This window comes from Pseudomonas citrullilanati (assembly GCF_030580855.1).
GTDB lineage: Bacteria > Pseudomonadota > Gammaproteobacteria > Pseudomonadales > Pseudomonadaceae > Aquipseudomonas > Aquipseudomonas citrulli.
Window position 1 is genome coordinate 35,794 of record NZ_JAUQOP010000016.1, and the last position, 19,851, is coordinate 55,644.

General features: G+C 62.5%; 17 protein-coding genes. 12 read left to right on the plus strand and 5 right to left on the minus strand.

Going from position 1 to position 19,851, the window contains the following annotated elements; translation table 11 throughout:
• Positions 1–308: 308 nt before the first annotated feature.
• From Q6A48_RS12910 to Q6A48_RS12925, 4 genes are all read left to right on the plus strand, one after another.
• A complete protein-coding gene (locus tag Q6A48_RS12910) occupies positions 309–1,916 on the plus strand; it encodes a tetratricopeptide repeat-containing response regulator (RefSeq protein ID WP_304554492.1) in 1,608 nt (535 codons plus the stop codon).
• The gene (locus tag Q6A48_RS12915; RefSeq protein WP_304554493.1) at positions 1,909–2,601 is read left to right on the plus strand and encodes a sensor histidine kinase; all 693 of its coding nucleotides are present in this window, start codon (positions 1,909–1,911) and stop codon (positions 2,599–2,601) included. Before Q6A48_RS12910 ends, Q6A48_RS12915 begins: the two co-directional genes overlap by 8 nt.
• Before the next feature lie 335 nt (positions 2,602–2,936).
• Complete coding sequence (locus Q6A48_RS12920; protein WP_304554556.1) at positions 2,937–4,178, plus strand: glutamine synthetase family protein; 1,242 nt, start codon at positions 2,937–2,939, stop codon at positions 4,176–4,178.
• A gap of 70 nt (positions 4,179–4,248) precedes the next feature.
• Positions 4,249–5,586, plus strand: coding sequence for an MFS transporter (locus tag Q6A48_RS12925; protein WP_304554494.1), 1,338 nt, complete (start codon positions 4,249–4,251; stop codon positions 5,584–5,586).
• A 105-nt stretch (positions 5,587–5,691) separates the two neighbouring features.
• Here the strand turns inward: Q6A48_RS12925 and Q6A48_RS12930 are convergent, their stop codons facing one another.
• The 4 genes from Q6A48_RS12930 to flgA form a co-directional block, all read right to left on the minus strand.
• A complete protein-coding gene (locus Q6A48_RS12930; RefSeq protein ID WP_304554495.1) occupies positions 5,692–6,438 on the minus strand; it encodes a flagellar brake protein in 747 nt (248 codons plus the stop codon).
• Between the two features lie 92 nt (positions 6,439–6,530).
• Positions 6,531–6,998 (minus strand): flagella synthesis protein FlgN, encoded by a 468-nt coding sequence (locus tag Q6A48_RS12935; protein ID WP_304554496.1) that lies wholly within the window; start codon positions 6,996–6,998, stop codon positions 6,531–6,533.
• Between the two features lie 47 nt (positions 6,999–7,045).
• Positions 7,046–7,351 (minus strand): flagellar biosynthesis anti-sigma factor FlgM, encoded by a 306-nt coding sequence (gene flgM, locus Q6A48_RS12940; protein ID WP_304554497.1) that lies wholly within the window; start codon positions 7,349–7,351, stop codon positions 7,046–7,048.
• A 173-nt stretch (positions 7,352–7,524) separates the two neighbouring features.
• Positions 7,525–8,289 carry a flagellar basal body P-ring formation chaperone FlgA gene (gene flgA, locus Q6A48_RS12945; protein WP_304554498.1) on the minus strand — a complete coding sequence of 255 codons (765 nt, stop codon included), beginning with the start codon at positions 8,287–8,289 and terminating at the stop codon, positions 7,525–7,527.
• A 78-nt stretch (positions 8,290–8,367) separates the two neighbouring features.
• Here flgA and Q6A48_RS12950 point away from each other — a divergent pair, with 78 nt between their 5' ends.
• From Q6A48_RS12950 to flgE, 6 genes are all read left to right on the plus strand, one after another.
• The gene (locus tag Q6A48_RS12950; protein WP_304554499.1) at positions 8,368–9,294 is read left to right on the plus strand and encodes a chemotaxis protein CheV; all 927 of its coding nucleotides are present in this window, start codon (positions 8,368–8,370) and stop codon (positions 9,292–9,294) included.
• Between the two features lie 54 nt (positions 9,295–9,348).
• Positions 9,349–10,176 (plus strand): protein-glutamate O-methyltransferase CheR, encoded by an 828-nt coding sequence (gene cheR, locus Q6A48_RS12955; RefSeq protein WP_042729798.1) that lies wholly within the window; start codon positions 9,349–9,351, stop codon positions 10,174–10,176.
• 351 nt (positions 10,177–10,527) lie between these two features.
• Positions 10,528–10,935 (plus strand): flagellar basal body rod protein FlgB, encoded by a 408-nt coding sequence (gene flgB / locus Q6A48_RS12960; protein WP_304554500.1) that lies wholly within the window; start codon positions 10,528–10,530, stop codon positions 10,933–10,935.
• A gap of 3 nt (positions 10,936–10,938) precedes the next feature.
• Positions 10,939–11,382 carry a flagellar basal body rod protein FlgC gene (gene flgC, locus Q6A48_RS12965; protein ID WP_212799358.1) on the plus strand — a complete coding sequence of 148 codons (444 nt, stop codon included), beginning with the start codon at positions 10,939–10,941 and terminating at the stop codon, positions 11,380–11,382.
• A 15-nt stretch (positions 11,383–11,397) separates the two neighbouring features.
• Positions 11,398–12,120 (plus strand): flagellar hook assembly protein FlgD, encoded by a 723-nt coding sequence (flgD, locus tag Q6A48_RS12970; protein WP_304554501.1) that lies wholly within the window; start codon positions 11,398–11,400, stop codon positions 12,118–12,120.
• Positions 12,121–12,150: 30 nt separating this feature from the next.
• Positions 12,151–13,449: a flagellar hook protein FlgE gene (flgE, locus tag Q6A48_RS12975; RefSeq protein ID WP_304554502.1), complete on the plus strand. Its 1,299-nt coding sequence runs from the start codon at positions 12,151–12,153 to the stop codon at positions 13,447–13,449.
• A 273-nt stretch (positions 13,450–13,722) separates the two neighbouring features.
• Here the strand turns inward: flgE and Q6A48_RS12980 are convergent, their stop codons facing one another.
• The gene (locus Q6A48_RS12980) at positions 13,723–16,614 is read right to left on the minus strand and encodes a ribonucleoside-diphosphate reductase subunit alpha (protein WP_304554503.1); all 2,892 of its coding nucleotides are present in this window, start codon (positions 16,612–16,614) and stop codon (positions 13,723–13,725) included.
• Between the two features lie 876 nt (positions 16,615–17,490).
• On the opposite strand from Q6A48_RS12980, the gene Q6A48_RS12985 reads away from it, so the two are divergent.
• Both Q6A48_RS12985 and Q6A48_RS12990 read left to right on the plus strand, forming a co-directional pair.
• Positions 17,491–18,213, plus strand: a complete 723-nt coding sequence (locus tag Q6A48_RS12985; RefSeq protein ID WP_304554504.1) for a response regulator — start codon at positions 17,491–17,493, stop codon at positions 18,211–18,213.
• Positions 18,210–19,820, plus strand: coding sequence for an ATP-binding protein (locus Q6A48_RS12990; RefSeq protein WP_304554505.1), 1,611 nt, complete (start codon positions 18,210–18,212; stop codon positions 19,818–19,820). Before Q6A48_RS12985 ends, Q6A48_RS12990 begins: the two co-directional genes overlap by 4 nt.
• The last annotated feature ends 31 nt before the right edge of the window (positions 19,821–19,851 follow it).

The following is a 19,851-nucleotide window of genomic DNA, read 5'->3' on the forward strand; positions in this document are numbered from 1 at the left end:
CCTTGCCCTTGGCATGAGGCCTGAGATCGTCCTTTGTTGCTGCGGCGCTGTACCAGGCAGGTCGTTCGCAGCCAATCTTCCACACGTTCCCTTAACGGAACGCCATCGCCTGCCGATAACCCGATGAGCCCGGTTGTCTCCCGCGTTTCGGCGCGCAATGTGCGTCACGACACAGCCAGGCCAAGCGGTTGCTGAAATCCCTTGAAGGTTGCTGGCGGGTGGCTATCATCTGCGCGCCTCGGGGGCTGTGACACGGCGTTTCGTTGTTATGCCATTGGGTTATCTTCTTACTTGCCTGGACATCCTCGATGCTGGCGTACCACCAAAAAAGTTTTCTGATCGTCGATGATTTCTCGGATTTCCGCAGTTCGATCCGCTCCATGTTGCGGGAGCTGGGCGTCAAGGACGTGGACACCGCCGACACCGGTGAAGTGGCGTTGCGCATGTGCTCGCAGAAGCGCTACGACTTCATTTTGCAGGACTATCACCTCGGGGACGGGCGCAAGAACGGCCAGCAGGTGCTCGAAGACCTGATGGTCGAGAAGCTGATCAGCCATGAGAGCGTGTTCCTCATGGTGACCGCCGAGACCAGCCAGGCGATGGTGCTCAGTGCCCTGGAGCACGAGCCCGACGCGTACCTGACCAAGCCGTTCAACCGCTCCGGCCTGGCCCAGCGGCTGGAACGGCTGGAGCAGCGCAAGACCTTGCTCAAGCCGATCCTCCAGGCGCTGGATCGGGAAAAGCCGCTGGAAGTGCTCAATGCCTGCATCGCCCTGTGCAAGCAGGACCCGCGCTACGGGCCGTTGTGCCTGCGCTATCGGGCCGATGCGTTGCGTGACCTGAATCAGAACGAAGCCCTGGAGCGCCTGTACAACACCATCCTGGCCGATCGTCCGCTGCCCTGGGCCTATGCGGGCCTGGGCAAGTTGCTGTTCAAGCGCGGCCAGGTGGCGCAGGCCAAGGACGTCTACGAGAAGGCGTTGAAAACCTTCCCGATGATGCCGGCGTTGTACGACGGCATGGCCGATGTGCTGGTGGCCGAGGGCGATACCCAACAGGCGCAGCGGGTGCTGGAAGAGGCCGTTCGGCTGTCGCCGCTGGCGGTGCGCCGGCAAGCGCTGCTGGGCAAGCTGGCGATGACCAACGAAGACTACGACACCGCGTCCCGGGCCTATCGCCAGGCGGTTGGGCAGGGCGCGCAATCGCGCTTCAAGGACCCGGAGACCAACCTGGGCCTGGCCCACGCGCTGATCAGCAAGGGCAGTGAAAAAGGCCTCGATACGCGCACGCGGCTGGAGATCAACACGACCCTCAGCGCCGTGGCGAAGGAAAACCTCAACGACCCGGGGCTACAGGTCCGGGCGCGATTGATGAAGGCCACGAGCCTGCTGCTCAACGATGCCGAAACCGCCGAAAAGCTCACCGAACAGGCCTTGCAGCGCCTCGATGGCATGGAGCAGTTCATGAGTGCCGACGCGGCGTTGCTGGTGGCCAAGCAACTGCAAATGCTCGGCCAGGCCAGCGCCGGCGAGTCGATGCTCAAGAACTGCGCGGAAATCTACGGCGACGACCCGGCGGTGATGCAAGGCATCGCCAAGCTCACCGACGACCCGAACATCCTCAACCAGGGCAATGCGGCGGCCGAGCTGAACCGCGAAGGCGTGCGCGTCTACAAGACCGGCGCGTTGCCGGAGGCGCGGGAGCTGTTCCGCCGGGCCCTGAAGATGCAACCGAAGAACATCAGTATTGCCCTGAACATGGCGCAGTCCCTGCTGCACGGCACCGATACCAGCGTGGAATCGGAGCTGTTGCAGGAGTGCCGCGCCTGTCTGAAGCTGGTGGGCATGATGCCCGACACCGATGCGCGTTTTGCGCGTTATCAGAAACTGCGAAGCAAGGCATTTGGCGATGAATGACAGCGAACAGGCCCTCGATTTTTCCACGGTGATCGCGTCGACCGTACACGACATGAAGAACTCCCTGACCTTGCTCATGCAGGCGCATGCGCAATGGCTCGAGCGCTTGCCCGATGCCGAGCGCCAGGCCTCGGAGCAGGGTGTCATGGACTTCGAGTTCGCCCACCTCAACGGACTGCTGGTGCAACTGCTGGGGCTCTACAAGCTGGGCGTCAACCAGTTGCCGCTGCACCCGGCCTACCATGAACTGGACGACTTCATCGAGGCGCAACTGGCCAGCCACCAGGACGTGTTCCGCAGCCGCGGGATCATGGCCACCTATGAAGTCGACCCCCTCAGCCCCCTGGGCTTTTTCGACCGGGAGCTCATTGCGTCGGTGCTCGACAACTGCATCACCAATGCGATTCGCCATGGGCGCCAGGCCTTGCTGATCAGTGCGAGCGACGAAGCCGGGCAGTTGGTGTTGACCATCAACGACGACGGCGAGGGCTATCCGGCGGAGATGATCGAGCGCCAGGCCGAGTACGTGCAAGGCATCAACCACAGCAGCGGTAGCACCGGGCTGGGCCTGTACTTCGCGGCGCGGATCGCCGGGTTGCACCAGCGGGGCGGCGTGTGCGGGCGGACCGAAATCGCCAATGGCGGCGTGTTGGGCGGGGCGGTGTTCCGGATCTATCTGCCCTGAACAGGCGCTTTATTGAAAAACAGCACAAATCCCCTGTGGGAGCGAGCTTGCTCGCGATAGCGGTGTAGCAGTCAGCCCGATATTGACTGAGCCTCCGCTATGGCGAGCAAGCTCGCTCCCACACGCGTATTGCCCAGGATTTTAATTGTCTGTGGGTGCTTGATATTCCGAACAGCCGAAGCCTATTTTGTACGGGTTGCCGTTCGCGGCTCCCATATAACAAGGATTGCGTCATGACGACCGATGGCCAGCGTTCACTCGCGCAGCGATTGACGGGCATTGATGAGATTGAATGCGTTACGCCGGATTTGAACGGTGTGCCGCGGGGCAAGGTGATGACCGCCGAAGGGTTTCTGGAAGGTCGGCGGTTGCAACTGGCGCGGGGGGTGCTGTTGCAATGCATCATGGGCGGCTACCCGGCGGCCCGTTTCTATGGCAGCGACGACGGCGACCTGGCCCTGGTGGCCGACCCGCAGCAGATCCACCGCCTGCCCTGGAGCCAACAGCCCCGTGCCCTGGCGATTTGCGATGCCGACGAACTGACTGGGGAAAGCTCCCGGTTGTCTACCCGCGGCCAACTCAAGGCCGTGATCGCGCGCTATGCCGCCCGTGGCCTGGCACCCGTGGTGGCGACCGAGCTGGAGTTTTTCGTATTCGCGCCCAACGCGGACCCGGCCCAGCCATTCCAGCCGCCACTGGGCCTGGATGGACGTCGCGAGGACGGCCATTCGGCGTTCAGCATCAGTTCCAACAATGGTTTGCGTCCTTTCTTCACTGAAGTCTATGCCTGCATGGCGGCGCTGGGCTTGCCCCGCGATACGTTCATGCACGAAATGGGCGTGAGCCAGTTCGAGATCAACCTGCTCCATGGCGACCCGCTGCTGCTGGCCGACCAGACCTTCCTGTTCAAGCACCTGCTCAAGGAAGTGGCCCTCAAGCACGGCCTGATCGTGGTCTGCATGGCCAAGCCCCTGGCCAATACACCGGGCAGTTCGATGCACATCCATCAAAGCGTCGTCGAGCTGGGCAGCGGCCGCAACGTGTTCAGCGACGACGCGGGCGAGCCGACGGACACCTTCAGGCATTTCATCGGCGGGCAACAGGCCGGCATGGCCGACTTCACCGCGTTGTTCGCACCGAACGTGAACTCTTACCAGCGCCTCTACCAGCCGTGCGCGTCGCCGAACAATGCCTGCTGGTCCCACGACAACCGCTCGGCGGGGTTACGGATTCCCGCCAGTTCGCCGGCCGCCCGTCGGGTCGAGAACCGCTTGCCGGGCGCTGATGCCAACCCCTACCTGGCGATCGCCGCCAGCCTGGCCGCCGGGCTGCATGGCATCGAGCATCGCCTGGAGCCCAGCGAGGCCATCCAGGGCGAATTCGAGGTGCCGGATAATCTCTCGCTGCCATGTACCTTGCATGCCGCGCTGGAACGTCTGAAGCGTAGTCATCTGGCGAAGGAACTGTTCAGCGAGGAGTTCATCGAAGGCTACATTGCTTCGAAGACCCTTGAGCTGGCCAGCTTCTTCGATGAGATCACGCCCTGGGAACGGCGCGTTCTGGCGGCCCAGGCATAACCAATCGTTGCATCCGGGCTATCTTCAAAGGTAGCCCTTACCCCACCTCAAGGAGCCGCTCGGAACGCCGATGCGCCAAATCTGGAAACCTTTTCGAGCGCTGTATTTCGCCTCGCTGATGATGTTGATCGGCTCGGGCCTCTTGAGTACCTACCTGGCCTTGCGCCTGGCCGCCGACCATGTGGACAGCCTGTGGGTCGGTGCGCTGATGGCGGCCAACTATTTCGGCCTGGTGCTGGGCGGCAAGATCGGTCACCGGCTGATTGCCCGCGTCGGGCATATCCGGGCCTATTCGGCCTGCGCCGGGATCGTCGGTGCGGCGGTCCTGGGCCATGGGCTGGTGAACTGGCTGCCGGCCTGGATCGTGCTGCGGACGATTGTTGGCCTCGGCATGATGTGCCAGTACATGGTCATCGAGAGTTGGCTCAACGAACAGGCCGACGCCAAGCAGCGCGGGGTGGTGTTCAGCGGCTACATGATCGCCTCCTACCTGGGGATGGTGCTGGGCCAGTTGATCCTGGTGATCCACCCGGCCCTGGGCCTGGAATTGCTGATGCTGGTGGCGCTGTGCTTCACCCTGTGCCTGGTGCCGGTGGCTCTGACCCGACGGATTCACCCGGCGCCGCTGCGGCCGGCGCCGATGGAGCCGCGATTCTTCATCAAGCGGGTCCCGCAATCGCTCAGCACGGTGCTGGGCTCCGGGCTGATCGTCGGTTCCTTCTATGGCTTGGCGCCGCTGTATGCCTCCCAGCAAGGCCTGTCGACCGAGCAGGTCGGTTTGTTCATGGGGAGCTGCATCTTCGCCGGCCTGCTGGTGCAGTGGCCCCTGGGTTGGCTGTCCGATCGCTATGACCGGGCGTTGCTGATCCGCTGCTTTGCCTTGGCCCTGGCGATCTGTGCGATGCCGTTGGCGATCCTGTCGAACGTGCCGCTGGAAGTGCTGTTCGTCGCCGGGTTCTTCTGCTCGCTGGTGCAGTTCTGCCTGTACCCGCTGGCGGTGGCGTTTTCCAACGACCACGTCGAAGCGGATCGGCGAGTGTCGCTGACGGCGATGCTGCTGGTGACTTATGGCGTTGGCGCCAGTATCGGGCCACTGGTGGCCGGGGTGCTGATGAAACTGTTCGGCAGCCACATGCTCTACGCGTTTTCGGCTTTCTTCGCTTTGATCCTGGTGTGGCGGATCCGGCCGAAAGCGGTCACCAACCTGCACCAGGTCGACGACGCCCCGTTGCACCACGTGGCCATGCCCGACAGCATGTCGAGCTCGCCGCTGGTGGCGTGCCTTGACCCACGGGTGGATGAACAGGTGGTGCAAGACCAGATGCAGGCGCCGCCCACGCCCGAGGTCGAGCCAGAGCCGGAGCCGGTTGCCGAGACGGCGGATGACGAGGCGTCATTGGTCAAGTAGGGTGCGGTGTTCCCTTCGCGAGCAGGCTCGCTCCCACCTGGACTTGTGTGGGAGCGAGCCTGTTTGCGAAGGGGGAATGCCGCAGCGCTGGAGAGGCGTTGGACCTCAGAGATCGTCTTTGTCGAAACGACGGGCTTCGCGCTGCAGTTGGTAGACGAATCGCTCGACCTGGCGCTGCACCAGGCCGCTGATGTTGTGGAAGCGCACGCCGGCGAAGGTGGTGTTGATGCGCTCTTCGAAATGCAGGTAGCGCAACTCGACCGGCGCGGTCATGTTGCCGAAGGGCAGGGCGGCGATGAAGCGCTCATAGACCTGGCCCAGTTGCAGGCGTTCGGTGATGTCGCCGTCGAAGCGCAGCTTGCAGCCGGTGGCCGAGATGTCCAGCAGCTTGCCCTTGACCGCGGCCTTGAGCTTCTCACCGCCCAGTTCGACGTCCACCAGTTGAGCCAGCTTCAGGGCCGCGCGAAACGCATTGCGACGCTGGTGATAGACCACCTCGTCGGGCAAGGCGCCGCGGTAGCAGCGACCGTCGCGGGTTTCGGTGATGGTCAATGGGCCGTTGCTTTCCCAGGCGATGCGTACGCCGTCGTGGAAACCTTCGACACGAAACGGCTCGCCCGCCAACAGGAATCGCTCGCCGTCCCGGGGGATCATTTCGTCGAGGGCGATGGCATTGCTCTCGCGGTCCACGTCCACCAGGTAGCTCTGGAAGCGTTGGGTGCGCTCGTGGAAAGTGATGATCAGCGGGTCATGGCTCTCTTGCAGCATCCGCAGGTTGCCGGAGATCTCCAGGGGCGTGGTAAGGACCTTGGGCGGTTGCGGAGCATCATCCGCGTTTGAGGCATTGAACACGGTAGGTCAATCTCCAGGCAAAATACGACTACAAAGAGCCAGCATTTTGCCAGCATGTATCGCGCGTTGATAGAGCGCCAGCATGGTTCGTTTCATGCCTGGCTGAGCGGGCGGTGCTTGACCATCTTGGCGGTCGAACCGCGAGCGTCGTACAGCGTGGGGATTTCACCGCCATTGAGGATGCGCAACTGGTTGGCGGTAGCGGCCTGCTGGACCTGGATCGACTGGCCGTTGCGGGCGTTGGCGGCCTGGCATTGGGCGAGCAGGTCGCTCAGGACGGCGCTTTGGGCCAACAGCTGTTCGCCGACCGACGACTGGCTGGCCAGTTGCTCGAGGCCGTCTGGGCTGGCGGGCAGGTTGAGGCTGGCGAGGATCTCGCTGCGCTTGCGGCCATGCTGGTCGAGCAAAATGATCAGTGCCTGCTTCTGTGCCAGGATGTTTTCCAGCAAGGGCATGTCACGACCGTGCAGCGCCAGTGCTTCGGTCTGCAGCAGTTCCAGCAATTGTTGCGCTGGAACGAAGTCGTCGATGATCAGTTGCAATAAAGTCGTATCGTGCATGGCTGGCCTTGGGTCTTTGCGTCCAAAAGCCTGGCGCAGGCGGCGGCCTAGCGCTGGGCTTCGAAGTTGAGCAGTTTGCTGGCTACGCGGTTGCTGTCGACTTTGTAGCTGCCATCGGCGATGGCTGCTTTCAACTCGGCCACGCGGGCGTTGTCGACGACAGGTTGATCGCGCAGCTTGTCAGTGACCTTCTGCAACTGCTGGGCCTCACTGCTGAGGTGAACCGACTCTCCAGTGCTGACTTCGGCCGCAGTAGCCACCGGCGCGGATTTGTCGGCTTCCTTGCTGGCGGTGGTACGCGTGGTGCCTGTCAACGGTGAAGAGCTGTTTAAACGATTGAAGTCGATGACCATGGTAGAAAACCTCTGGATATTTGGACGCTTGCCATGTTTTCGGCCATCCCTGAAAAAACTTTAGGCTCATTTATCCAATGAACGTGCGCACGTCTGCGCTCGCCTTTGCGTAAAGGCACAGTCTAGGGAACCGCGAGGTCAAGCGCCAGCTTTCTACCTGTCTGCATAAAGTACTACATGGCCACTTCCACCTGGCCGGGGGCGATGACCTGTGCCTTGATCACCCGTTGGGAATTGAGGTTCTTCACCCGGATCTGCTCGCGCATGCCGCCGTTGGACAGGGCCTCGCCGGGCATCCGCACGGCCAGGGTGCCGCTGCGGGCGGTAATGACCACCTGGTCGCCCTTGCGGACCACTTCGGCCTGTTCCAGGTGTACCTGGGTCACGACCTGGTCGGCGACCATTGGTCGGACAAGTTTCTGCCCGATGGCCTCGTCCACCGAGGTCAGGAAGCCCTGGCTGATCTGGCTGACGTCGCGCTCGCGCAGCACCACGTCCTGGGGCTCGACGATCCCGGCGCGCTTGAGCGGGCGGGTGGTCGTGACGATTTCACGGTACAGGCGCACCTGGGCGGGCACGAACACCGTCCAGGGCGCGGCGCTGTCGCAACGGACCTTCACCGTGACGCGGCCGAGCGGGCGGGCCGGGCTTTCCAGCGAAGCAGTCAATTCCTTGTCGCACATCGGCATGCGCAAGCGCGGGTCGAGCTGGTTCACTTCGATTTCATAACGACCTTCGGTTTGACTGGTTGCCAGGTAGTCTTCTACGGTGAATTCAAGAAAGCCCTGAGTGACGCCGATAAGGAGATCAGGCAAGGTAACCGGAGCATCCGCGAGAGCCGGGTTGCCCGAGGTGAACAGGCAGACAGCCAACAGTGCACCGAGCCAGTGGCGGCAGTGAGTGGTCAGGCGTCGAGAAAATGTCGTTTGTGCGTTCATGCCGGTTGAATAGCAAGCCCCGTGCCGTTTAGTGATGAATGCGCGTCGGACCCATTAGCGTTAGGTAGGAGTCAGGGCATGGCGGGAGTAATGGACTCGGTAAACCAGCGGACACAGCTGGTCGGTCAGAATCGCCTGGAGCTGTTGCTGTTCCGTCTCGACGGCCAGCAGTTGTACGGGATCAACGTGTTCAAGGTACGCGAGGTGCTGCAATGCCCCAAGCTGACCCTGATGCCCAAGTCCAGTCCCGTGGTGTGCGGTGTGGCGAACATTCGGGGAGCGACCATCCCCATCCTCGACCTGGCGATGGCGACCGGTTCGGGACGGCTGCTGGACCAGAGCAATCCGTTCGTGATCATCACCGAGTACAACACCAAGACCCAGGGTTTCCTGGTGCGCTCGGTGGAACGCATCGTCAACATGAACTGGGAGGAGATCCATCCGCCGCCCAAGGGCACCGGCCGCGATCACTACCTGACGGCGGTGACCCGGGTCGATAACCAGCTGGTGGAAATCATCGACGTGGAGAAGATCCTCGCCGAAGTGGCGCCGACCACGGAAACGATTTCCCACGGCGTGGTGGATGCCGAGACGCAGCACAAGGCGATTTCGCTGCGGGTGCTGACCGTCGATGATTCGTCGGTGGCCCGCAAGCAGGTAACGCGTTGCCTGCAGACGATCGGCGTCGAGGTGATCGCGTTGAACGACGGGCGCCAGGCGCTGGACTACCTGCGCACACTGGTCGACGAAGGCAAGAAGCCGGAAGAGGAGTTCCTGATGATGATCTCCGACATCGAGATGCCGGAGATGGACGGGTACACCCTGACCTCGGAGATTCGCAGCGACCCGCGCATGCAGAAGTTGCATATCATCTTGCACACGTCATTGTCCGGGGTGTTCAACCAGGCGATGGTCAAGAAGGTCGGGGCCGACGATTTCCTGGCGAAGTTCCGCCCCGATGACCTGGCGTCCCGGGTGGTCGATCGGATCAAGTCAGTAGAATAAAGGTCGGGCGCGTTGTGCGCCCGGCACATCAATACAAATGAAAGAGGCGGTATCTTGTCTACGGGTAATTTGGATTTCGAACAGTTCCGGGTCTTCCTGGAAAAAGCCTGTGGCATATTGCTTGGTGAAAACAAGCAATACCTGGTGTCGAGCCGTCTCAACAAATTGATGGAGCAACAGGGCCTCAAGACGTTGGGCGAGCTGGTGCAGCGCATCCAGACCCAGCCGCGCAGTGGCTTGCGTGAAATGGTGGTGGACGCCATGACCACCAACGAAACCTTGTGGTTTCGCGACACCTATCCGTTCGAGGTGTTGAAGAACAAGGTCCTGCCGGCGGCCATCAAGGCCAGCCCGGGCCAGCGCCTGCGGATCTGGTCGGCGGCCTGCTCGTCGGGGCAGGAACCCTATTCGCTGTCGATGTCCATCGACGAGTTCGAGCGAACCAACATCGGCCAGTTGAAGGGCGGCGTGCAGATCGTCGCCACCGACCTGTCCGGGACCATGCTCAACAACTGCAAGACCGGCGAGTACGACAGCCTGGCCATCGGTCGCGGCCTGTCGCCCGATCGCCTGCAACGCTACTTCGACCCGAAAGGGCCGGGGCGCTGGGTGGTCAAGGCGCCGATCAAGAACCGGGTGGAGTTCCGCTCGTTCAACCTGCTGGACAGCTACGCCAGCCTGGGCAAGTTCGACATCGTGTTCTGCCGCAACGTGCTGATCTACTTCTCGGCCGAAGTGAAGAAGGACATCCTGATGCGCATCCACGGCACCCTGAAGCCGGGTGGCTACCTGTTCCTCGGCGCCTCCGAAGCGTTGAACGGCTTGCCGGACCACTACCAGATGGTCCAGTGCAGCCCGGGGATCATCTACCAGGCGAAGTGATGGGCTTGGCGTGTCAAAAATCGGGAGTCCTCAGGGCTCCCGTTTTTTTTGCCCACTAATGTCCCCATCACCCTCTTCCTGTGGGAGCGAGCCTGCTCGCGATAGCGGTATTGCGGGCGACATCAATGTCGATTGACACACCGCTATCGCGAGCAGGCTCGCTCCCACAATGAAATGCATCGTTCTGCAGGAAGCGGCAGAAAAGCGGCAGCCAAGCGGAAACCCATTGCCGCTTTTCTGGCATTGCCGCCTTGCCGCTGCCCGCAAAGCCCCGGTTTACGGGCTTTTGGAAAGTGGCACGACGCTTGCTATAGTCCTCGTACGTACATTGGTCACCCAAAGGTTTCCGTCATGAGCATCAGCTTCGATAAAGCGCTCGGTATCCACGAGAAGGCCCTGAGCTTCCGCGCCCAGCGTGCCGAAGTCCTGGCCAACAACATCGCCAACGCCGACACCCCGAACTACAAGGCTCGGGACCTGGACTTCTCCAAAGTGCTCGCCGAGCAGAACGAGAAGACCAAGAACGGCAGCTTCGCCCTGAACATGACCAACAGTCGTCATATCGAGGCCGAAGGCTTGGGCAATGGCGACGAGTCGCTGATGTATCGCACGCCGATGCAACCGTCCATTGACCAGAACACCGTGGATGCCCAGCTGGAACAGTCCAACTACGCGGAGAACTCCGTGAACTTCCAGGCCAGCTTCACGCTGCTCAACAGCAAATTCAAAGGGCTGGTATCGGCCCTGCGCGGAGAGTAATCCATGTCGATCGCGAGCGTATTCAACATCGCCGGCAGTGCCATGAGTGCCCAGACCACTCGTCTGAACACCGTCGCCAGTAACATCGCCAACGCCGAGACCGTCTCGTCGAGCATCGACCAGACCTACCGTGCCCGGCACCCGGTGTTCGCCACCATGTTCCAGGGCGGCCAGAGCGGCGGCAGCGATTCGCTGTTCCAGGAGCAGGGCGCGGCCGGGCAGGGCGTGCAGGTGTTGGGCGTGGTCGAAGACCAGAGCAACCTCGAGGCGCGCTACGAGCCCAACCATCCGGCGGCCGACGCCAAGGGCTACGTCTATTACCCGAACGTCAACGTGGTCGAGGAAATGGCCGACATGATTTCCGCCAGTCGTTCGTTCCAGACCAACGCCGAAATGATGAACACCGCCAAAACCATGATGCAGAAGGTCCTGACCCTCGGTCAGTGATAAGGGGCGAGCCACATGAGCGTTACCAACACCACCGGCGGCTTGAGCCTCAACGAGATCCTGGCGAACTCTTCGGTCAAGACCAACACCCCCACCGATAGCCTGGCTTCGGTGACGGGGGCGGCGACCGGCAAGAAAGAACTGGGCAAGGATGCGTTCCTGCAATTGCTGGTGACCCAGCTGAAGAACCAGAACCCGTTGGAGCCTCAGGACAACGGTGAGTTCGTCGCCCAGCTGGCGCAGTTCAGCAGCCTGGAAGGCATCACCACCCTCAACCAGACGGTGAGCGGCATCGCCGGCAACTACAACTCGTCCCAGGCCTTGCAGGCGTCGTCGCTGGTCGGGCGCTCGGTGATCGCCCCGGGCGACAAGGCCGTGGTCGATACCTCCAAGAGCCTCAACGGCACGGTGGTGGTCCCGGCCTCGGTTTCCTCCGTGGCGGTCAAGATCGTCGACAAGGATGGCAAGACCGTCCGCACCATCGACCTGGGCAGCCAGAAGGCCGGCAACTCCGCCTTCATCTGGGATGGCAAGAACGATGCGGGCGCGACGGTCGAATCGGGCACCTATACCTTCGCCGCCTCGACCACCATCGACGGCAAGGCCACGTCGCTGATCACCAACCTGCCGGCGACGGTCAGCAGCGTGACGATCAGCCAGACGGGCGGTGAACTGATGCTCAACCTCGCCGGGCTGGGCAGCATCGCCCTGTCCAAAGTACAAACTATTGGTATGTAAGAGCCGACTAACCCGGCAAAGGAGTGGAAAATGTCTTTCAACATCGGCCTTAGCGGTCTCTATGCAGCCAACAAGCAGCTGGACGTTACCGGCAACAACATCGCCAACGTCGCGACCACCGGTTTCAAATCGTCCCGCGCGGAATTCGAGGATGTCTACTCGGCCACCAAGCTGGGTTCGGGCAGCAAGACCGTCGGCAACGGCGTGCGCCTGGCCAACGTTTCCCAACAGTTCGGCCAGGGTGACGTCAACAACACCGGCAACGTGCTGGACATGGGTATCCAGGGCCAGGGCTTCTTCGTCCTGAGCAACGACGGCTCGCTGAGCTACACCCGCGCCGGTACCTTCAAGACCGACAAGGAAGGCTTCATCACCAACACCGACGGCACCTCGCGCCTGCAGGGCTACGGTGTGGACGCCAACGGCAAGATCCAGAACGGCATCCTGACCGACCTGCGCATCGACACCTCCAACCTGCCGCCACAAGCGACCAGCCTGGTGTCGTCGACGATCAACCTGAACTCCACCGCTCCGGCGATCACCGCGGCGTTCAACCCGAGCGACACGGCCACGTTCACCAAGCAGTTCACCACCCCGGTCTATGACACCCAGGGCAACCAGCACTCCATGGACCAGTACATGGTCAAGACGGCCGGCAACACCTGGAACGTCTACACCCTGATCGACGGCCGCAACCTCAATGGCAGCTTGCCGACCACGACCGGCGCGACCGCACCGGTGCCTTCGACCATGACCTTCGATTCGAGCGGCAAGCTGACCCAGGTCAGCACTCCGCCTGCCACCATCAACAACGACCTGGTGTTGACCGGCTGGGTGCCGGGCACCGTGACCAACGGCGTGTGGGCTGCCAACGGGGCCGCGAGTGCGCCAAGCATCACGATCTCCATGACCAACACCACCCAGTTCAACGCCGACACCGCGCGCTCGATTCCAACCCAGAACGGCTACGCCACCGGCCAGATCACCAACCTGACCATCGACGGCAGCGGCGTGCTGTTGGCCAACTTCAGCAACAACCAGACCAAGCCGATCGGCCAGCTCGCCCTCGCCAGCTTCACCAACGAGCAGGGCCTGCAACCGGTAGGTGGCACCAGCTGGAAGGAAACCTTCGCTTCGGGCATCCCGGGCTACGACGCGCCAACCACCGGCACCCTGGGTTCGATCGTCTCCAACTCCCTGGAAGAGTCCAACGTCAACCTGACCAACGAATTGGTCGAGCTGATCAAGGCGCAGAGCAACTACCAGGCAAACGCCAAGACCATCTCCACCCAGAGCACCATCATGCAGACCATCATCCAGATGACCTGATGTCGCGGATGGCTTGAAGCTGCACAAGGAGCCCCTCGCAAGAGGGGCTTTCTTTTGAGTGGGTATTTGTATTGCCTGTGCCGGCCTTATCGCGAGCAGGCTCGCTCCCACAAAGACTAGACAGTACACATCATTGCTGTGGGAGCGAGCCTGCTCGCGATGGCGCCAGTCCAGGCGCCACTTTTCTCCAGGCAAAAGAAACCCCCGATAGACCAGCAGTCTATCGGGGGTTTTTTCTTTCAGCAGGCGCCTCTCGGTGCCCACTGGCTCAGCTTATTGGCAAGCTTCGCAATCCGGCTCGTCGATCGCGCAGGCCTTTGGCACTGGCGCAGGTCCTGCGGGAGCCGCCAGGACCGAATCGTCACCGTGGTTGCCGCCGCTGGAAACAGCGTTCAGCTTGCCGGTGTTGATGGTCGACTTCTCGGTGCTGGTGGCCGCCAGGGCACGGAGGTAGTAGGTGGTCTTCAGGCCACGGTACCAGGCCATGCGGTAGGTCACGTCCAGCTTCTTGCCCGAGGCGCCGGCGATGTACAGGTTCAGCGACTGGGCCTGGTCGATCCACTTCTGGCGACGGCTGGCGGCGTCGACGATCCACTTGGTGTCCACTTCGAACGCGGTGGCGTAGAGCGCCTTGAGTTCCTGCGGGATGCGCTCGATCTGCTGCACCGAACCGTCGTAGTACTTCAGGTCGTTGATCATGACCGAGTCCCACAGGCCGCGGGCCTTGAGGTCGCGGACCAGGTACGGGTTGATCACGGTGAATTCGCCCGACAGGTTCGATTTCACGTACAGGTTCTGGTAGGTCGGTTCGATCGACTGCGACACGCCGGTGATGTTGGCGATGGTGGCGGTCGGTGCGATGGCCATGATGTTGGAGTTACGAATGCCTTTCTGCACACGGGCGCGAACCGGTGCCCAGTCCAGGGATTCGTTCAGGTCGACATCGATGTACTTCTCGCCACGGGAGGCGATCAGGATCTGTTGCGAATCCAGCGGCAGGATGCCCTTGGACCACAGCGAGCCCTGGAACGTCTCGTAGGCACCGCGCTCGTCGGCCAGGTCGCAGGAAGCCTGGATCGCGTAGTAGCTGACCGCTTCCATGGACTTGTCGGCGAATTCCACCGCCGCATCGGAACCGTACGGGATGTGCTGCAGGTACAGCGCGTCCTGGAAGCCCATGATGCCCAGGCCGACCGGACGGTGCTTGAAGTTGGAGTTCTTCGCTTGCGGCACCGAGTAGTAGTTGATGTCGATCACGTTGTCGAGCATGCGCACGGCGGTGTTCACGGTGCGTTGCAGCTTGGCGGTGTCCAGCTTGCCGTCGACGATGTGGTTCGGCAGGTTGATCGAGCCCAGGTTGCAGACCGCGATCTCGTCCTTGTTGGTGTTCAGGGTGATCTCGGTGCACAGGTTCGAGCTGTGGACCACGCCCACGTGCTGCTGCGGGCTGCGCAGGTTGCACGGGTCCTTGAAGGTCAGCCATGGGTGGCCGGTCTCGAACAGCATCGAGAGCATCTTGCGCCACAGGTCCTTGGCCTGGACGACCTTGAACAGCTTGATCTTGTTGTACTCGGTCAGGGCTTCGTAGTACTCGTAGCGCTCTTCGAAGGCCTTGCCGGTCAGGTCGTGCAGGTCCGGCACTTCGGATGGCGAGAACAGGGTCCACTTGCCGTCGTCGAAGACGCGCTTCATGAACAGGTCCGGGATCCAGTTGGCGGTGTTCATGTCGTGGGTACGACGACGGTCGTCACCGGTGTTCTTGCGCAGCTCGATGAACTCTTCGATGTCCATGTGCCAGGTTTCCAGGTACGCACAGACCGCGCCTTTGCGCTTGCCGCCCTGGTTGACCGCCACGGCGGTGTCGTTGACCACCTTGAGGAACGGCACGACGCCCTGGGACTTGCCGTTGGTGCCCTTGATGTACGAGCCCAGGGCGCGCACCGGGGTCCAGTCGTTGCCCAGGCCACCGGCGAATTTGGACAGCATGGCGTTGTCGTGGATCGCGCCGTAGATGCCCGACAGGTCGTCCGGAACGGTGGTCAGGTAGCAGCTGGACAGCTGTGGACGCAGGGTGCCGGCGTTGAACAGGGTCGGGGTCGACGCCATGTAGTCGAATGACGACAGCAGGTTGTAGAACTCGATGGCGCGGTCTTCTTTCTGCTTCTCTTCGATGGCCAGGCCCATGGCCACGCGCATGAAGAAGATCTGCGGCAGTTCGAAACGGATACCGTCCTTGTGGATGAAGTAACGGTCGTACAGGGTTTGCAGGCCCAGGTAGGTGAACTGCTGGTCACGCTCGTGGTTGATCGCCTTGCCGAGTTTTTCCAGGTCGAAGGACGCCAGGACCGGGTTCAGCAATTCGAATTCGATACCCTTGGCCACGTAGGCGGGCAGCGCCTTGGCGTACAGGTCGGCCATCTCGTGGTGGGTGGCGCTCTCGGCGACTTCCAGGAAGCTCAGGCCTTCGGCGCGCAGGGTGTCCATCAGCAGGCGGGCGGTGACGAAGGAGTAGTTCGGCTCGCGCTCCACCAGGGTCCGCGCGGTCATGACCAGGGCGGTGTTGACGTCCTTGAGGGCGACGCCATCGTAGAGGTTCTTCAGGGTTTCGCGCTGGATCAGGTCGCCGTCGACTTCTTCCAGGCCTTCGCAGGCTTCGCTGACGATGGTGTTCAGGCGGCCCATGTCCAGCGGCGCCAGGCTGCCGTCGGCGCGGGCGATGCGGATCGATGGGTGGGCTTGTACCGGGGCGTCGGCCGGGGCGCGGGTGGCGCGTTCCTTGGCGCGGGAGTCACGGTAGATCACGTAGTCGCGGGCCACTTTCTGCTCGCCGGCACGCATCAGGGCCAGTTCGACCTGGTCCTGGATTTCTTCGATGTGGATGGTGCCGCCCGAAGGCATGCGACGCTTGAAGGTCGCGGTGACCTGTTCGGTCAGGCGGGCCACGGTGTCGTGGATGCGCGACGAGGCGGCGGCGGTGCCACCCTCAACTGCAAGGAACGCTTTGGTGATGGCGACGGTGATCTTGTCATCGGTGTAAGCAACGACAGTGCCGTTACGCTTGATCACACGCAGCTGGCCCGGTGCGGTGGCGGACAGATCCGGGCTCGAATCGGCGGCCAGCGGCGCGGTGCCCTGCGGGTTCTCGCGAGTTGTGTCGGTGTGCATGGGTGTCTCCACAGTCTCTATGTTTGTTTGGGCACCATCACGGTGCCCACCGTTCCGTCCTGAAGCACTACAACCGGCTGGCGCCGGGCATAACAACTTCGGGACAGTAGGAAACAGGCGTCTGGCGCTGTTTCCATCCGAAGTTCTCGGGTCGCGAGCGTGGCTCGAAACCGGATTTGCAGGGGGCAGCGATGAACTGCAACACCCGTACCGTTTCGGTCGTTTTCGACCTCGAAACAGTCGCCATCCGCAGGGGCGGTCTGGGCTTGGGGAAACGCGGTTGTTTCAGTTGGACAGAAGCAGGAAAAGCGCTTGAAATCTCTGTCCAACTAGTGTTTGGGTTTTGGCCAAAACCCCTACATGTAGGGTTTTTTACGCGGCGGGCTACAAGATAATGCGTTTTGGGGGGGGAATGCAACGTACTACCTGTGGATAAGCCTGTGCGTAATTTGTGTGAGAAACGTGGAACGGCGCTGTAGGCCGCGACCTAGCTGGAGCGAGGCTTTTTTCATCGTTTTCAACCACCCGAAAACAGCCCGATGGTTTTTGCGGGCGCGGACGTTACCACATAAAACCCAGCCGATCGAAACGCATTTGTTCGCTTGTTTTCTGCGCAGGCCACGTTTATACAATCGGCCCGTGCGTCGGACATGTTCTCCTCCTTTAACATGACAAAAAGAGGGGAGGCGCTGTACTTGGCGCTCTTTGTGGCGAGGGGATTTATCCCCGTTGGGTCGCGAAGCGGCCCCCTGCGTTCTGTCCGATGCACCTGTTGGCAATTCGGGGCTGCTGCGCAGCCCAGCGGGGATAAATCCCCTCGCCACAGGGTTTTGTGCTGATCCTTCCTTTTATATTCGCAGCAAGACGAGGCCCTCAGTGGAACAAGAAGCCTGGCAGGTATTGATCGTCGAGGATGACCAGCGTCTGGCCGAGCTGACCCGCGAGTACCTCGAAAGCCACGGCCTGCGCGTCGCCATCGAGGGCGACGGGGCGGTGGCGGCGGGGCGGATCATTGCCGAGCAGCCGGACCTGGTGGTCCTTGACCTGATGCTGCCTGGCGAGGACGGCCTGAGCATCTGCCGCAAGGTGCGCGAGCGGTACGATGGGCCGATCCTGATGCTCACGGCCCGCACCGACGACACCGATCAGATCCAGGGCCTGGACCTGGGCGCCGACGATTACGTCTGCAAGCCGGTGCGCCCACGCCTGCTGCTGGCCCGGATCCAGGCCCTGCTGCGACGCAGTGAACCGGAGACGTCCCCCGCGCAAAAACCGCGACGCCTGCGATTCGGCCCGCTGGTGGTGGACAACGCCCTGCGCGAGGCCTGGTTGCAGGACAACGGCATCGAATTGACCAGCGCCGAGTTCGACCTGCTGTGGTTGCTGGTGTCGAATGCCGGGCGCATCCTGTCCCGGGAAGAAATCTTCACCGCCCTGCGCGGTATCGGCTATGACGGCCAGGACCGCTCCATCGACGTGCGCATTTCGCGCATCCGCCCCAAGATCGGCGACGACCCGGACCATCCACGGCTGATCAAGACCGTGCGTAGCAAGGGCTACCTGTTCGTGCCCGAAGCCTGTGTAGACGCGGCGCCGTGAACTCGATCTTCCTGCGTATCTATGGCGGCATGTGCGCGGCGCTGGTGCTGGTGGCAGTGCTGGGCGTGCTGGCCCTGCACCTGCTCAACCAGGCTCGCAGCGAGCAATACCGCGAGCGCCTGGCCCATGGCACGTTCTCGTTGATGGCCGACAACCTGCGACCGATGAACGACACCGAACGGCACCGGGCCCTGGTGGTCTGGGGGCGCTTGCTGGGCATCCCCCTGGCCTTGCAGACGTTCACCCAGACTCACCTGGACCTCAGCCAGCGCACCCGCGTGCTGCGTGGCCAGGCGCTGGTCGAGCAGACCGGGCCCCACGCGGCGAAGGTCTACCGGCTGGTCAGCGATGGCGAGCAGTTGATGCTGGTGGGGGAAGTCCAGCAAATCAGCGAGCAATTGGCCCGGGCGACCATTTACCTGCTGGCCGACGAACTGGTGCGCTACCCGGTGGGCGAGCAGCCCCGGCGACTGGCCCAGCTCAAGGAGGAAAAAGGCTTCGGTTTCGACTTGCGCCTCATGACCGCCGAACAGGCGGACATGGACGAAGACCAGCGCCGTCGGGTGTCCGAGGGCGATACGGTGATGGCATTGGGCAAGGGCGGCGACTCGATCCGCGTGTTCGCCGGCATGGTCGGTACGCCGTGGGTGCTGGAGATCGGCCCGCTGTACCAGATGAACCCCTATCCGCCGCAATGGCTGGTGCTGATCGCGGCGTTGGGGTTGAGCCTGATCGGCCTGATCGTCTACCTCTTGGTGCGCCAGTTGGAGCGGCGCTTGCGCGGCCTGGAGTCGGCGGCCACGCAAATCGCCCAGGGCAGCCTGGAAACCCGGGTGCCGGCCCGCGGGGCCGACTCGGTCGGGCGCCTGGCCGCGGCGTTCAACGGCATGGCCGAACACTTGCAGCAGTTGCTGGCGATCCAGCGTGAGCTGGTGCGGGCGGTCTCCCACGAATTGCGCACGCCGGTGGCGCGCCTGCGCTTCGGTCTGGAAATGCTCGGCACGGCGACCACGCCCCAGGCCCGGGACAAATACCTGGCGGGCATGGACCACGACATCGAGGACCTGGATCGTCTGGTGGACGAGATGCTGACCTATGCGCGTCTGGAACAGGGCTCACCGGCGTTGAATTTCCAGCGAGTGGACCTGGATGCGCTGGTCAACCAGGTGATCGAGGAACTGGGCCCGTTGCGGGCCGGGGTCACCGTCGAGCGCGGCCTGTGCCTGTCGGCCGCCGATTGCGACGGTGCCTGGGTCGAGGCCGAGCCCCGGTTCCTGCATCGGGCCTTGCAGAACCTGGTGGGCAATGCCATGCGTCACGCCAGTTCGCGGGTGACCGTCAGCTACCAGGTGGGCCAGTTGCGCTGTCGGGTGGACGTGGAGGATGACGGGCCGGGCGTGCCGGAGGCGGCCTGGGAGCGGATCTTCAAGCCTTTCCTGCGCCTGGACGACAGCCGCGCCCGGGCCTCGGGCGGGCATGGACTGGGCCTGTCGATCGTGCGGCGGATCATCCACTGGCACGACGGCCGGGCGTTGATCGGCAAGAGCAAGAACCTGGGCGGGGCGTGCTTCAGCTTGAGTTGGCCGAGGCATCAGGACAGGTCTTGAGGACGCGGGTGAATGGTAAGCCGCCATCGCG

Excerpts from the sequence above, each read along its gene's own strand:
- Q6A48_RS12910 (WP_304554492.1), top strand. The coding sequence starts at position 309 with ATGCTGGCGTACCACCAAAAAAGTTTTCTGATCGTCGATGATTTCTCG.
- Q6A48_RS12915 (WP_304554493.1), top strand. The coding sequence starts at position 1,909 with ATGAATGACAGCGAACAGGCCCTCGATTTTTCCACGGTGATCGCGTCG.
- Q6A48_RS12920 (WP_304554556.1), top strand. The coding sequence starts at position 2,937 with ATGACCGCCGAAGGGTTTCTGGAAGGTCGGCGGTTGCAACTGGCGCGG.
- Q6A48_RS12925 (WP_304554494.1), top strand. The coding sequence starts at position 4,249 with ATGCGCCAAATCTGGAAACCTTTTCGAGCGCTGTATTTCGCCTCGCTG.
- Q6A48_RS12935 (WP_304554496.1), bottom strand. The coding sequence starts at position 6,998 with ATGCACGATACGACTTTATTGCAACTGATCATCGACGACTTCGTTCCA.
- flgM (WP_304554497.1), bottom strand. The coding sequence starts at position 7,351 with ATGGTCATCGACTTCAATCGTTTAAACAGCTCTTCACCGTTGACAGGC.
- flgA (WP_304554498.1), bottom strand. The coding sequence starts at position 8,289 with ATGAACGCACAAACGACATTTTCTCGACGCCTGACCACTCACTGCCGC.
- Q6A48_RS12950 (WP_304554499.1), top strand. The coding sequence starts at position 8,368 with ATGGCGGGAGTAATGGACTCGGTAAACCAGCGGACACAGCTGGTCGGT.
- flgB (WP_304554500.1), top strand. The coding sequence starts at position 10,528 with ATGAGCATCAGCTTCGATAAAGCGCTCGGTATCCACGAGAAGGCCCTG.
- flgC (WP_212799358.1), top strand. The coding sequence starts at position 10,939 with ATGTCGATCGCGAGCGTATTCAACATCGCCGGCAGTGCCATGAGTGCC.
- flgD (WP_304554501.1), top strand. The coding sequence starts at position 11,398 with ATGAGCGTTACCAACACCACCGGCGGCTTGAGCCTCAACGAGATCCTG.
- flgE (WP_304554502.1), top strand. The coding sequence starts at position 12,151 with ATGTCTTTCAACATCGGCCTTAGCGGTCTCTATGCAGCCAACAAGCAG.
- Q6A48_RS12980 (WP_304554503.1), bottom strand. The coding sequence starts at position 16,614 with ATGCACACCGACACAACTCGCGAGAACCCGCAGGGCACCGCGCCGCTG.